Origin of the sequence: Thalassotalea algicola, assembly GCF_012932965.1 — a bacterium.
In the GTDB taxonomy this organism is placed as follows: domain Bacteria; phylum Pseudomonadota; class Gammaproteobacteria; order Enterobacterales; family Alteromonadaceae; genus Thalassotalea_F; species Thalassotalea_F algicola.
Map to the genome: position 1 here is coordinate 371297 of NZ_JABBXH010000004.1, position 14898 is coordinate 386194.

The window sequence follows — 14898 nt, forward strand, 5'->3', positions numbered from 1 at the left end:
CAAAAAAACACAGTTTTAACTATATGTTTTTAAAAGATTATTTGAATTTATGGCGGTGACGGAGAGATTCGAACTCTCGAAAGGTTGCCCTTTACACACTTTCCAGGCGTGCTCCTTCAGCCACTCGGACACGTCACCTTATATAGATTTGCTTAAAAAAAGCTGCGCTATGTTAGAAAAAAAGCCTTGTTTTAGCAAGGCTTTATTATCGTAAACTAATTATTTGTATAGAGTTTAAACAAACATACTTAAAATTATCGTTTTAGCGATGCTGAAAACTCTAGCATACGATTAGTTGAACGAAGGGCACCTTTGCGTAAATTCATATCCACAAACACTTCTTTACCTTTAGGATTTACAAGTGCTTCTTCGATTGCTTGTAAACCATTCATTGCCATCCAAGGGCAATGTGCACAACTTCTACATGTCGCGCCTTCTCCAGCCGTTGGCGCTTCGAAAAATTCTTTTTCAGGACATAGTTGCTGCATCTTATAAAAAATACCGCGATCTGTTGCGACGATAAATTTTTTATTAGGTAGCTCTTGTGCCGCTTTGATAAGTTGACTTGTGGAGCCAACAGCATCGGCTAAGTCAATAATTTCAGCAGGAGACTCAGGATGAACCAATACAGCTGCATCGGCATGTAAAGCTTTCATATCCACTAGTGCTTTCGTTTTAAACTCGTCATGGACGATACAAGCACCCTGCCACATTAACATGTCGGCACCAGTCTGCTTTTGAATGTAATTTCCTAAATGACGATCTGGCCCCCACAAGATTTTTTCACCCTGCTCTTCTAGGTGCTCGACGATTTCAAGTGCACAGGATGAAGTTACTATCCAATCTGCTCGCGCTTTAACAGCAGTAGAGGTATTTGCATACACCACTACAGTGCGATCAGGATGTTCATTGCAAAACGCATCAAACTGTTCAATTGGACAGCCTAAATCTAATGAACATGTAGCTTCAAGAGTCGGCATAACAACAGTCTTTTCAGGCGTAAGTACCTTTGCTGTCTCGCCCATAAATTTGACACCTGCGATGATAAGCGTATCAGCTTCGTGTTGATTACCAAAACGAGCCATTTCCAAAGAGTCTGCTACACACCCGCCCGTTTCTTCAGCTAACGCTTGAATTTCAGGGTCGGTATAATAATGCGCGATCAATACAGCGTTTTTTTCCTTTAGCAGCTTTTTGATGCTTTCCTTATATTGTGCTTTTTCAGCAACACTTAAAGGTTGTGGTTTTGCGGGAAATTGAAAATCTATATCAACGGCTAAATTCGCTTGCGACATTACTAACTCTAATCATCTTTTGGTATTAAAAACGGCGGCAATTATACGCCATACACAAATAAAAGTGTACTAACGCTATTCTCATTATCATAGCGAGAAAGTATAAGAACAATAAACCTGCGGAATAATAGTAAAAAATTAATAGTTGAATAAGGTTTAACTGGGAGAATAAAGAAATTTTGAACACTTAGAAAAGTGGTCGGTCGTGAAGGATTTGAACCTTCGACAAATTGGTTAAAAGCCAACTGCTCTACCAACTGAGCTAACGACCGATACAGAATAAATTTTAACAATTTAATTCACTTTCTTAAGAAGAAAGTGGTCGGTCGTGAAGGATTTGAACCTTCGACAAATTGGTTAAAAGCCAACTGCTCTACCAACTGAGCTAACGACCGATATCTAAATTGTAATAACAAACACTTAACGTCACTCTCCTTGGTAAGAAAGTGGTCGGTCGTGAAGGATTTGAACCTTCGACAAATTGGTTAAAAGCCAACTGCTCTACCAACTGAGCTAACGACCGACATTTGTTTTTGCGTTTCCCTCTCGTTCAACGCGCCGCATATGATACTTATAATTTTTTTCAGTGCAACAACAATTTTGAAGTTTTTTTCGAATTCTTGACTGTTTGCGCAAAAACACAACAGAGTGAACAAGTTATCGACAAATTATTGCAGACTTTGTAACCTTGGCTGTGCAAGTTGAGCAGCTGTTGAATCTGGGTATTGTTCAATCAATTGCTGATAAAGCGACAACGCTTTCGCTTTTTGGTCTTGCTTTTGTGCAACCATACCAAGCTTAAGCATAGCATCTGCACGCTTATTTGAGGTTGTGAATTTATCAACTACCACTGAAAACTCAGCAGCAGCTTGCGCTAATTCACCTTTATTAAATAAAAGTTGGCCTAACCAATAATGCGCGTTAGGCGCATATGAAGAATTAGGGAAATTCTGATTAAATGCTTGAAACTCAGGAATTGCTTTATCGTATTGCTTATCCCTCAATACCATATTAACCGCACGATCATAAGCTTCGTTTTCAGAAAGATTCGTACTGTAATTAACATTAGGATTAGCACTTCCAGTCTGCGGAGCAGCAAGCGTTGTAGGCACTTGATTAGGTGTTTTTAACGCTTCTGAAACTCGACGTTCAATTTCCTGATATAATTCTCGTTGACGCTCAAGCACTTGCGTTAACTGATGACTATGAAGTTCTGTTACGCCTCGAAGTTCATTCACTTCCATTTGTAACTCGTCTAACTGACGTTGAATGTTCACTTGTGCACGATTGCGTGCGTTAAGCTGTCGTTCAAGCGTCGTCAATTTATCAATTGCACCACCAGAAGAGTTACTGCTTACATCTAATACTGGGGCAGGCTGCTGAGCCAGTGCAACAAATGCACCGGCCGAGACACCTAACCCGAATAAAACTTTATTGAGTTTCATTACCGTCCTATTTACTGATTGAATTAGTAAACTAAAACTGCACGACGGTTTTTAGCGAACGCTGCTTCTGTGCGATCTTTTACCATAGGCTTTTCTTCACCGTAGCTCACAACACTTAATTGAGAAGGTGAAACACCCATGTTTTCTAAGTAAGTAACTACAGCTTTAGCACGACGCTCACCTAATGCGATGTTGTACTCTGGCGTACCACGCTCATCAGCGTGGCCTTCAATTAGTACTTTAACGCTTGAGTTTTCGTTTAAGAATTTTGCATGTGCATCTAACATCGCCGAGAACTGGCCTGATAATGTAGAAACGTCAAAGTCGAAATATACAATGTGCTCTGAACGTAGCTTGTCCATCTCAGCTTGTTTTTGTTGTTCGATAATTTCTGCTTCACGCTTTGCAGCTAACGCTTGTGCATTTCTTTCTGCTTCTTGTTGTGCAGCAGCCTCAGCAGCAGCATTTGTATCAACTTGAGATTGGCCATCAGTATCTGAACTTGAGCTACAAGCACCTAATACAAATAATGGTAATGCCACTGCTAAACTCTTCATAACTTTATTCAAGCGCATTTTTATTTTTCCTTATTCATGTAAATAGAAATATTTATGTTCTGTTAATTATTATAAAAACGGTGACCAAGCAGGAGACTTAACTTGCCCATCAAGCGCAGGCAATCTTGCTTTAAATCGACCGTCCACTGATACTAGGCTCAACACCTGTCGGTTATTATGCATAGTACTATAAATTATCATGCCACCATTTGGTGAAACACTTGGCGATTCATCTAACCTTGTTTTTGTTAATACTTGGAATAGTCCAGTATCTAATTCTTGTTTAGCTAAATGATATTGACCACGTGTTCGGTTAACCATTATCAATTGGCGACCATCAGGAGTTAAATTCCCTCCCAAATTCATTTCACCATCAAAAGTTAGCCTTCTAACTTTACCATCGACTAAATTTACGCGATAAAGCTGAGGTTTTCCACCCCGTTCTGAACTAAAAATCAATGAATTACCATCTGGGCTCCAACTTGGCTCAGTATCTATCGCTCTATGGCGAGTAACTCTTCTTAGCTGCTTTGTTGCAATATCAATCGTATATAGCTCTGGATTACCGTCTTTGGACAGCACCATTGCAAGTTTTTTACCATCAGGAGAGAACCGTGGCGCGCCATTAATCCCTTTATATGAGCTAACTAACGTTCTCTTACCTGTATAAATATCGATGATATAAATTTGCGCTTGTCTATTTTCAAACGTTACATACGCTAACTGTTCACCACTAGGGTGCCAGCTTGGCGACATTAAAGGCTCTTTTGACTTTAAAATAGTTTGTTCATTGTGACCGTCATAATCAGCAAAGACAAGCTGGTAAGGGAAGCTCCCTTGATCTCGAACAATAACATAAGCAATTTTGGTTAAAAAAGCACCTTTATCGCCCGTTAGCTTTTCATAAACAGCATTACTGATTTGATGAGCAAAACGACGAAATTGGTTAGCACCGATTTGTGCACCGCTATCTAATAGCAAATGTGCTGAGTCAGCGATAAGTCTACCGCCACTTAACATTTGTGATTGACCACCAGTAATTTGACCTCGTATTACGTCAATTAACTGATATGTTATTTGGTACCGTCCAATACTAGTTTCCGTAACGCTCCCTACCACAATAGCCTCTACTCCTTCTGCGGCCCAAGCTGTATAATCTACTTGTTTATCGTTTTGTGGCTGTTGTGGAAAACGGCTAGATTCAATAGGGCTAAACTTACCACTTCTTAATAAGTCGTCGCTAATAACCTGGGCAATATTTTCTGGCATTGCACTACTGCCATTATATTGAAACGGTAATACTGCAATTGGTCTTGCACTATCCACGCCTTCGGTAATGACAATTTCTAGTGTGGCAAAAGATTTAGTAGAAGCTAATAACAATAACGTTGTCATTAGCAACTTCTTAGCTAATGAAACAGGTTTGTTGTTTATTCGGAAAAAGGTTTTAATTTTACTGATCATAATTATTAATATCTGATTAGAATTCTGGAATTACGGTTAAACTAATTTTTTGCATTTGTCTAAATACTTCAGGATCTTTTGATACGGGTAAAGTGCCTGCTTTATAGACTGCGTTTTTAGCTGCATTACATACAACCGCACTACCTTGCCCTGTTTGAACATTGGTAACAAAACCTGATGGTGCAAGAGTTATCGTTAATTTACAAGACTTTCCTTCCATTGTGCTTCGATCTGTGATCAAAAAACGTTGGATAGTCTGAGTAATCAACGCGGTATATCGGCTAATTTCGGTTTGCATTTGATGACTTCGCGCTTTTTGTCTTGCGGCCATTTCTTGTGCCATTTGCTCGGCTAGCATTTTTTCTTGCTGAGCCCTTTCTTTAGCTTCTTTGGCTTTACGTTTGCGTTCAGCTTCTTTACGTTTCTTTTCGGCAGCTTCGCGCTCTCGCTTTTTCTTAGCTTCTGCAGCTGCTTTTTCTGCCTTTTTCTTACGCTCAGCTTCTTTCCGCTTACGCTCTTTTTCTAGCGCAATTGCTTTTTGCTTAGCTTTTCTCGCTTTTTCATCGGCTATACGTTTTTCTTTTTCTCTTTGCTTTCGTTGATTCTCAAGCTTTTTAATTCTTGCTTCTTCTTTTTGCTTTCTGCGTTTGGCGGCCGCAGCTTTGTCTTCTATAGCTTTTAAACGTTTTCTCTCCGCAGCTTTTTTACGAGCTTCTTCTTCACGCAATTTCTTAGCATGATTTTCAATTATCGATTTATCTACCACTACTGCCTGAATAGGGTTCAAATTAACTTGCATAGGCGTAGGTTTAGGAGGGTGAGAAGTGAAGTTGCCAAAAAACAACACAATACCTAACACTGTATGCAAGCTAATACTTAGTCCGATAGGAGAAGTTAATTTACTCAGCACCTACTATTTCTCCGGCATATCGGTCATCAAGCCAACCGAAGGTACACCCGCTTTTTGCAGTAAGACCATTAATTGAATTACTGCATCATACGATACTGCGCCATCACCATTAACCACTACTGGCTTCTTAGGGTCTAGCTGTAACTGAGCGGCAACTTCGATAGCCAACTCTTCTGCTGATACTCGCTTATTTTTACCCGCGCCTTCGGCAATATAATAATTACCCTCTGCATCTACCGAAGCGACTAAAGGCGTTTTACTGTCTTTATCTAAGGGTTCAGAGTCCGCCTTAGGCAAGTCAACTTTAACGCCTTGTGTAATAAGCGGTGCTGTTACCATAAAAATGATAAGCAATACCAACATAACATCGATATAAGGTACGACGTTTATCTCGGCTACTTTTCTTCTTCTTACACGGTTATACATAATAGGTTCAGCCCTTAGTGTTCAACGGCTGTTTGGCGATGCAATATTGAAGAGAACTCTTCCATAAAGTTACCATAACTATTCTCTAGCTTTTCCACTTTATGACTAAAGCGGTTAAACGCCATTACTGCTGGAATTGCTGCAAATAATCCCATCGCCGTCGCCACAAGTGCCTCAGCGATACCTGGAGCCACCATTGCAAGTGTTGCTTGTTGAACAGCACCAAGTGCGATAAATGAGTTCATGATCCCCCAGACCGTACCAAACAAACCTATATAAGGACTTATTGAGCCAACCGTTGCCATAAATGGCAAGTGTGTTTCCAAGCTATCAACTTCTCGAGACAAGGCAACACGCATTGCTCGGTGAGTACCATCGACAATTGCTTGCGGAGATTGAATATTACTTTTTCTTAAACGAGCAAACTCTTTAAAACCTGCAACGAATAAGCTTTCAATACCATGAATTTGTTGTCTAGAAGAAATTTCGTTGTACAACTTAGTCAGATCTGCCCCACTCCAAAATCGGTCTTCGAATGTCTTTAACTGCAGCGCTGCTTGATCAAGCACTTTCTTGCGTTGAAATATCATCGTCCAACAGGCTACAGAAAATGCTAATAAAATCAGCATTACCGATTTAACGAGTAAACTTGCCTGTAAAAATAAATCAAAAATTGATAACTCAGCTGACACTTTTTAACGCTCCTAATATAAATTCTGGAATAGCACACGGTTTATTTTTTTCGAAATTGACGCACGCGACTTTAACTTCAACTCGACACAATTCCTTAAAGTTCTGGTCGGTTATTGACTGATGGAAAATAATGCTAGCTTTTTTTAATTGAATAACTTGGCTGTTCACCGTAATTAAATCATCAAGACGTGCCGACGCAAAATTTTCCATTTCAACTCGTCTGACAACAAATCCTACAGATTGTTCGAGAAACTTTGATTGATCTATACCTAATTCTCTTAACCACTCTGTACGAGCTCGCTCAAAAAACTTCAGGTAATTCGCATAATAAACAATACCGCCAGCATCAGTATCTTCATAGTACACACGGATTGGAAATTTATAGGACGGTGGCGTCATCAAATGATTTTACAAGGTTGCTTTATTATTATGACGCTTATAGTAATCACTCTAGCTACGGCTCACAAGGGCTAGACAAGAATATTTCGCTAGAAATTTGTAAAAATTTAATCAAATGTAATTCCAAATGTAATTTGTGTTATTAAATTTAAGGAAAGTAAACACATTCAATTTTAGTGAATATTTATTCGCAAACACAGACAATCACCAGCATAGCTATGCATAAACAAGATCACGAAATATACAACACCATAATTTCGCATTAGTTTTTCTAATGCAAAAGCAAAATTTAATTAGTTTGTCACAAAAGTGATACTTGCATAAAATACACTTGTTTTCTGAGCTAGCGCAGTGAGTCATCTCACACAGCACAGATACTTTGAACAGGTGGTTGATAACCATCTCTTCTCTCTGACATGTTTCCTGGAATTTTTAACTTCCTTCTATCAACTTTTTAATAAGTTGGCCCGCATCCTTGATGCGGGCTTTTTTTTATCTAAAGAAAAGTAGATTAGGCGATTTGAAAAAATCAGGTCAGGCTAGCCTAACCTGATTGAAGTTTAAGACGTGAATATAGTCTTACTGTGGTTTAACTAAACCAAAATGACGATAGGTTCGCTCTGTAACAATACGTCCACGTGGTGTACGTTGTAAAAAGCCTTGTTGAATTAAAAATGGCTCTAAGACATCTTCAATTGTTTCACGCTCTTCACCTATAGCGGCAGCTAAATTATCTAAACCTACAGGGCCGCCCATAAATTTTTCTATTATGGCTTCGAGTAACTTTCTATCCATAATATCAAAACCTTCATTGTCTACCTCTAACATATCAAGAGCTTTCGCTGCTGTATCTTGGTTTACTACTCCTTCAGTTTTTACGTCGGCATAGTCTCTTACCCTACGTAATAAGCGGTTAGCAATTCGTGGCGTACCTCTAGAGCGGCGTGCAACTTCAAACGCCCCCTCTTGATCTATGGTTAAATTTAAAAAGTGTGCCGAACGTAACACAATATCGGTTAAATCTTTACTTGAATAAAACTCTAGCCGCTGAACGATACCAAAGCGATCTCGAAGCGGAGACGTTAAAGCGCCGGCTCGAGTTGTCGCACCAATCAATGTAAAGGGCGGCAAATCTAACTTGATTGAACGTGCAGCAGGACCTTCGCCAATCATAATGTCTAGTTGATAGTCTTCCATTGCAGGATATAAGACTTCTTCTACCATAGGACTTAAACGATGAATTTCATCTATAAATAACACGTCGTTTTCTTCCAGATTAGTTAATAATGCAGCTAAATCCCCTGCCTTTTCTAAAACAGGTCCAGAAGTGGTTCTAATGTTTACACCCATTTCATTAGCAACGATATTAGCTAGCGTTGTTTTACCTAGGCCTGGAGGACCGAAAATTAACAAATGATCGAGAGGTTCATTTCGCTTTTTAGCAGCAGGAATAAAGATTTCCATTTGTGCTTTGACATGATCTTGACCAGTATAGTCGCCTAACATTTTGGGGCGAATAGCACGATCGACCCCTTCGTCTTCTACTGTTGCTACTGGTTGTATTAATCTATCGGCTTCTATCATTACATTCTCTTTAACGATAATTTAAAGCATGGCTTTTAAGGCAAGCTTTATCAATTCTTCACTCGATTTATCTTTGCTATATATTGCTTTAATGGCTTTGTCTGCCTGCGCTTGCGTATAGCCAAGAGATACTAAAGCATTTAATGCATCACCCTTTGCATCAGATACTATCAGTGTACTCTCTATACTTAAATCTAATGGAGCAGCATCGGTTGCAGGCGTTAAACTTTCACTTTGCCAATCTTTTATGCGATCGCGCATTTCAATAAGCAAACGCTCAGCAGTCTTTTTTCCAATGCCTGGTATTTTAACAATTGTTGACGCATCATCGTGAGCAACACAACTAACAAACTGCTCTGCAGACATTCCTGATAAAATAGCAATAGCCAATTTAGGCCCAACACCGCTTGCTTTAATCAATAACCTAAAAAGCTTACGATCAACTTTATTAGCAAAACCATAAAGTAATTGTGCGTCTTCACGGACAACAAAATGCGTATATATTATGGTTTCTTCATTAACTTCAGGGAGTGCATATAGTGTAGTCATAGGTACATGTACTTCATAACCTACACCATTACATTCAATTAATACTTCTGGAGGCAGCTTCTCAACTAACGTGCCACGTAATCGTCCGATCACAAAAATGTTCCACTAATTATTTTTGAAAAGCTTAACACTAGATATTTATACAGTAAATAGAAATTTACTTTCTTAAGCGACCACGTACGGTTTTGCTTGCTTGTCCAGCCAATTTAGTTAACGAATCATGGCTATGTGCATGACACAGCGCAACAGCTAAAGCATCGGCAGCGTCAGCCTGAGGTGTGCCAGGAAGCTTTAAAATAGATTTAACCATATGTTGAACCTGCGTCTTATCTGCGGCGCCTGTTCCAACCACCGACTGTTTAATTTGCCTAGCTGAATACTCGGCAATTGTCATACCTGAATTCGTCGCCGCTACTATCGCAGCACCTCGTGCTTGACCTAGTTTCAGTGCAGAGTCAGGATTAGTCGCCATAAAGACTTGTTCTATTGCAAACATGTCTGGTTTAAATTGAATGATTAACTCTGAAACACCTGCAAATATTGTCTGTAGCCGCGCACCTAAGTCTTCGCCAGCGGCAATAGCCTTAATGCAACCACTACCAAGATAGTTAAACTTTCTGCCCTGTTGTTCGATTACGCCGTAACCTGTATAGCGCGAACCGGGATCAATGCCTAATATAATCGACAAAATATTCCTCATAAAAAAGCGCGCTTATTAGCGCGCTTTTTTTTACTCTTCTGACGCTGTCAGCGTTGCTATATTCAACTCTTCTAGTTGCGACGGGTTTGCTTGTCCTGGTGCATTGGTGAGTGGACAGGCCGCTGTAGTCGTTTTCGGGAATGCCATTACGTCACGAATTGAACTTGCCCCTGTCATCAACATAACCAGTCTATCCAAACCAAACGCTAGGCCAGCATGAGGTGGAGCACCATATTGAAGCGCTTCTAATAAGAAACCAAACTTCTCTTGAGCTTCCTCGTCACTAATACCTAGAATTCTAAATACCGCGGCTTGCATTGCTTGGTCGTGTATACGAACTGAACCACCACCTAATTCACAACCATTTAACACCATATCGTATGCGTTAGATAGTGCACCAATTGGGTTAGCTTCTAACTCTTCTGGTGACATATCTGTAGGCGCAGTAAACGGGTGATGTAACGCGTGCATGTGACCATCAATTTCTTCAAACATTGGGAAATCTACAACCCAAAGCGGTTTCCATTCGTCGCTGACAATACCTAAATCCTCACCTAGTTTTAAGCGAAGTGCACCTAACGATTCAGTTACAACGTTATAGGTATCAGAGCCAAAAAAGATAATATCGCCACTTTCAGCCCCTGTTCTTTCAAGTAAAGCATTAACCGCATCTTCATTTAAGAATTTAAGAATTGGTGATTGAATGCCTTCCATACCAGCAGCTTTGTCGTTTACTTTCATCCATGGCATACCTTTGGCGCCATAAATGCCAACAAATTTTGTTAAATCATCAATGTTCTTGCGAGAGAACTTAGCCGCACCTTCTGGGACGCAAATAACAGCAACACGACCCTTTTCATCGTTAGCAGGGCCTGAGAATACTTTAAACTCTACATCTTTTAAGATATCGGCAACGTCAGTAATTTCTAGTGGGTTACGTAAATCAGGCTTGTCAGAGCCAAAGCGAGTCATAGCTTCGCTATAAGGCATACGAGGAAAATCACCCAAATCAACATTCAGTAACTTAAGGAATAGATCACGGATCATCTTTTCCGTCACTTCCATTACTTGATCGGCCGTCATAAATGACGTTTCGATATCAATTTGAGTAAATTCTGGTTGACGATCTGCTCGTAAATCTTCATCACGGAAACATTTTACGATTTGATAGTATCGCTCCATACCAGACATCATTAGCAATTGCTTAAATAACTGGGGCGATTGAGGCAGTGCGAAAAATTTACCTTTATGGGTACGACTTGGTACTAAGTAATCACGAGCACCTTCTGGCGTTGCCGCCGTTAAAATTGGTGTCTCAATATCCATAAAGTCTTGCGACTCTAAAGACTCACGAACTGCAGAAGTTACTTTTGCACGAAAACGCATACGTTCAGTCATTTCAGGGCGACGCAGGTCTAAATAACGATACTTTAAACGTTGCTCTTCTGAGTTTTCCTGATTTGAATCTAATGGAAGCGGAGCAGCTTTATTTAAAATATTAAGCTCTAAACCTAATACTTCAATAGCCCCTGTTGCCATGTCTTTATTCACTTGTCCTTTAGGGCGTGCTCTAACCTTACCTTTTACTTGAACACAAAACTCATTACGTAAAGTATTCGCTTTTTCTAGCACCTCAGGTAAATCTGGATCGTATACAACCTGTACAATTCCTTCACGATCTCTTAAATCTAAGAAGATCACCGCACCTAAGTCACGACGACGATTTACCCAACCACATAAAGTGATTTCCTGACCAATGTGAGATTCATTAACCTCACCACAATAAAGACTACGCATCTAGAGTTATCCTGACATGAAAAACCCGCTTTAAAGCGGGGAAACATAAAACTGGCGATATTATATATAAAAGCCAGTCAAAGTCACCTTATGTGTGGCTAGATACCAAAGTTTTTATAGTAAAATTAACGGTGCATATAGTTATTTTTGCCGGACGACTTTACGCGATACATTAAGTTGTCAGCCATTTTCAGTAAATCTTTCTCATTGTCACCATCTTCAGGGTAGATTGAAATACCAATGCTACAGCCAAGTTTGGCGACTCTATCATCTACTTGGTATGGTTGAGAAACCATGCTTACTATTTTTTCTGCAATAAATGTCGCTTCTTGTTTATTATTAATACCTGTTAATAACAACACAAATTCATCGCCACCAAATCGACACACAGTATCTGACTTTCGAACGCACTGCTGCAATCGACTCGCTACTTCCGTTAATACGTGATCACCTATATCATGGCCAAATAAATCGTTTACCGTTTTAAAACCATCAAGATCAATAAATAAAATAGCCAGCTTAACTTGTTGACGTTGATGAAAAGCGATAGCTGAATCGATTTGTGATTTCATTAGTACTCGGTTAGCTAATCCGGTTAACTCGTCATGAGTTGCCATATGCTTCATTTTAATCTCGAGTGCTTTACGTCTTGAAACTTCTTGTCTTAATTTACGGTTCCAGAAAACAACAACAACGATAATCAATAAAATAACAGCACCAAACTGAGCCGCGACTTTAGTAACAAATCGCTGATCAAGACCTGTTTGAATATTCACATTAAACCATCGTTCGAATATTTCTTGACGTTTTCGTTCAGTAATTAAGTTCAGCCCCTCGTTTACAATCGACTTTAATACGTGGTTTCCTTTACGGACAGCAATGCGATTATTTTCAGTGGGTATTTCTGATAGAACAGATACAGAAAGAGGCACAATGTGCTCATTAGTCGTTAACTTAGAGGCAACAGGTAACGCTTCAACAAAGCCTTCAACCAAACCATGTTGTACCGCTAATACTCCCTCCTCAACACTGTCAACTATCGATAAGTTAATCATAGGGTGATTAGTACGAAACCATTCTATTAGTTGATAGCCCTTAACCATTGCTAAGTTTTTACCATAAAAATAGTCGATATTTTTAATTATGCCTGTTGAACGTTGATGAACAATGCTCCATGGCATTTTCCAATACACGTCGGTAAAGTCAAACCACTCTTCTCTTCCTTGGTTAGTTGACACACCTAGCATTAAATCAAGGTCACCTCGACGAAATGAATTGATCAAATTCGCCCAGTTTTCATAAACTTGGTATTTTATATCTAGACCGGCGCTGTCAGCAACAAACTCAATGATATCGCGATTAATACCTTGCACTTGTCCTTTCTCATCGACGAATTCAAGTGGCGCCCAGTCAGATGTAACACCTACAGTTAATACTGGTTGTTCCCTTACCCATTTTCGCTGAACAGAGTTTAGCGATAAGTTGCTTGCTAGGCCTTCAAAATATGCATTAACTTTATTGGAAAGCCATAATTCTTCAACAGCTTTAAGTTCTTCCAATGGTATTTGATCAAAACCTTGTTGAATAAAGTTTGCTAAATCTTTATTTTTAGTCGCAACAAGAGAGAACATATCGATATCGAACACCGGGCTATCTAATAAGTAAAACAATGATTGCATGTGGGTATTTACCAGCTTTACCTTCATATTTTCTACTTCGGTAACAACCGCATCTACTTCGCCTTTTTCTGCTGCATTTATCATGTCGAGATGTGAAGTAAAATACTTAAGGTTGAGGTCTGGGTATGATGACTGTAACTGTTCTATGTAGGGTGATGTTCTAAATAAACCTACGGTTTTTCCTGACAACTGGTCAATGTGGCGAATATTGGGAAGTCTTGACGAAATAAAAAATTGAGAATGTAAAGCGTAAACTTTTGCAGAACTAGAAAGCTCTCCATCTAATTCAGCCGTAGCGGGATAGGCGAGATGCGCATCTAAGTTTCCTTGTTTAACTTGTTCAATGCCTCGAGCCATAGTATCGCCATAGAATTTCACTTTTAGTCCGCTATATTTTGACCACAATCGCCAAATATCTATGTAAAGTCCTTGGGGCTGGCCAGTAATTGAGTAATCCATATAGGGTGGCAACCCGACCGTAAAGGCCAAATTTAACGCGTTATCAGATTTTTTCAAATTTAACCACTTAGACTCAATGGCATTTCTCTCGTCAATCGTTATTTGTTCAATGCCTTGATTAATAAAAGCTATAAGCGAATTACGACCTTTACTAACTCCTGCCGAGTAGTCCCCAATGTGATAATTTACCCTTCGGTATTTAGGGAATAGCGCATTTAAATCTGCCAGCCTTGTATATTCATCGCTTAACTCTTCAAGTTCTGCAAAGCCTAAAATTTCTTGGTTTAATGCGGCATCATACATTGCTGTACGACTTTCAAAGACTTCCAGCTTAATTTTATTATTAGCTTCGAGTACAGTGTTTATATGACTAGAGCCTTTTACTACACCAACTTTATAAGGCGTTAACCCTTGTATGTCTGCAAACTGAGGTAAGCTTTTATTAAGATAAATAAAACTGTATTGTGGAAAGATTTGTGATGAAAACTCAAAAAACTCATCTCTTTTCTTAATATGTGTAAGACCTGCGTGAAAATCTGATTTTCCATTAATGACACTATGCATTGTCTCTTCCCACTGCATTGGGACAAACGCAATTTGTACATTTTGCTTTTTGGCCCATAACAACCAGAAATCTTTCATAATGCCATCAGGCAAACCTTGTTCATTGACAAATTGCTGAGGGTAAGAGTGTTCGCTAAACGCAATGGTATAGGTTTTTTGTTTGGTTAAATCAAAATGGGCAACGTCTTGTTGGCTATTTGCGTGACTTGTTCCTATTAAAAAAAACAAAGAAAACAAACAAACCACTAATTGTCTAATTAATATCAAGCCTCTTTTACCTATACTTTCGACGCAGTACAACAAACAACATTGCAATATTATCTTATCAAGATCAATCTGTTCAGTTAAAATAGTAGCAATTTTACCTAACATTCATG

General features: G+C 39.2%; 13 protein-coding genes and 4 tRNA genes. All 17 read right to left on the minus strand.

Translation table 11 applies throughout. The annotated features are described in order from the left end of the window. Positions 1-50 precede the first annotated feature (50 nt). Positions 51-138 (minus strand) — tRNA-Ser (locus HII17_RS13695). A gap of 116 nt (positions 139-254) precedes the next feature. After that, positions 255-1295, minus strand: coding sequence for a quinolinate synthase NadA (nadA, locus tag HII17_RS13700; RefSeq protein ID WP_169075935.1), 1041 nt, complete (start codon positions 1293-1295; stop codon positions 255-257). Between the two features lie 196 nt (positions 1296-1491). Beyond that, a tRNA-Lys gene (locus tag HII17_RS13705) sits at positions 1492-1567 on the minus strand. 47 nt (positions 1568-1614) lie between these two features. Further along, a tRNA-Lys gene (locus HII17_RS13710) sits at positions 1615-1690 on the minus strand. 52 nt (positions 1691-1742) lie between these two features. Then, positions 1743-1818 (minus strand) — tRNA-Lys (locus HII17_RS13715). A gap of 145 nt (positions 1819-1963) precedes the next feature. Then, positions 1964-2740 carry a tol-pal system protein YbgF gene (gene ybgF / locus HII17_RS13720; RefSeq protein WP_169075936.1) on the minus strand — a complete coding sequence of 259 codons (777 nt, stop codon included), beginning with the start codon at positions 2738-2740 and terminating at the stop codon, positions 1964-1966. 23 nt (positions 2741-2763) lie between these two features. After that, the gene (gene pal, locus HII17_RS13725) at positions 2764-3315 is read right to left on the minus strand and encodes a peptidoglycan-associated lipoprotein Pal (RefSeq protein ID WP_169075937.1); all 552 of its coding nucleotides are present in this window, start codon (positions 3313-3315) and stop codon (positions 2764-2766) included. Between the two features lie 51 nt (positions 3316-3366). Continuing rightward, positions 3367-4692: a Tol-Pal system beta propeller repeat protein TolB gene (tolB, locus tag HII17_RS13730; RefSeq protein WP_235938780.1), complete on the minus strand. Its 1326-nt coding sequence runs from the start codon at positions 4690-4692 to the stop codon at positions 3367-3369. An 85-nt stretch (positions 4693-4777) separates the two neighbouring features. Then, entirely contained in the window at positions 4778-5671 is an 894-nt protein-coding gene (tolA, locus tag HII17_RS13735; protein ID WP_169075939.1) for a cell envelope integrity protein TolA, read from the minus strand. Between the two features lie 3 nt (positions 5672-5674). Then, positions 5675-6097, minus strand: coding sequence for a protein TolR (tolR, locus tag HII17_RS13740; RefSeq protein WP_169075940.1), 423 nt, complete (start codon positions 6095-6097; stop codon positions 5675-5677). Between the two features lie 14 nt (positions 6098-6111). Then, the gene (tolQ, locus tag HII17_RS13745; RefSeq protein ID WP_169075941.1) at positions 6112-6789 is read right to left on the minus strand and encodes a protein TolQ; all 678 of its coding nucleotides are present in this window, start codon (positions 6787-6789) and stop codon (positions 6112-6114) included. Further along, on the minus strand, positions 6779-7189 hold the full coding sequence (gene ybgC, locus HII17_RS13750) for a tol-pal system-associated acyl-CoA thioesterase (protein ID WP_169075942.1): 411 nt from the start codon (positions 7187-7189) through the stop codon (positions 6779-6781). The genes tolQ and ybgC overlap by 11 nt, the downstream gene beginning before the upstream one ends. Before the next feature lie 579 nt (positions 7190-7768). Then, complete coding sequence (ruvB, locus tag HII17_RS13755) at positions 7769-8773, minus strand: Holliday junction branch migration DNA helicase RuvB (RefSeq protein ID WP_169075943.1); 1005 nt, start codon at positions 8771-8773, stop codon at positions 7769-7771. 21 nt (positions 8774-8794) lie between these two features. Then, entirely contained in the window at positions 8795-9415 is a 621-nt protein-coding gene (gene ruvA / locus HII17_RS13760) for a Holliday junction branch migration protein RuvA (protein ID WP_169075944.1), read from the minus strand. A gap of 64 nt (positions 9416-9479) precedes the next feature. Continuing rightward, positions 9480-10010: a crossover junction endodeoxyribonuclease RuvC gene (ruvC, locus tag HII17_RS13765; protein WP_169075945.1), complete on the minus strand. Its 531-nt coding sequence runs from the start codon at positions 10008-10010 to the stop codon at positions 9480-9482. Positions 10011-10052: 42 nt separating this feature from the next. Then, positions 10053-11819: an aspartate--tRNA ligase gene (gene aspS, locus HII17_RS13770; protein WP_169075946.1), complete on the minus strand. Its 1767-nt coding sequence runs from the start codon at positions 11817-11819 to the stop codon at positions 10053-10055. A 125-nt stretch (positions 11820-11944) separates the two neighbouring features. After that, positions 11945-14788: a transporter substrate-binding domain-containing protein gene (locus HII17_RS13775; protein ID WP_169075947.1), complete on the minus strand. Its 2844-nt coding sequence runs from the start codon at positions 14786-14788 to the stop codon at positions 11945-11947. Positions 14789-14898: the final 110 nt, after the last annotated feature.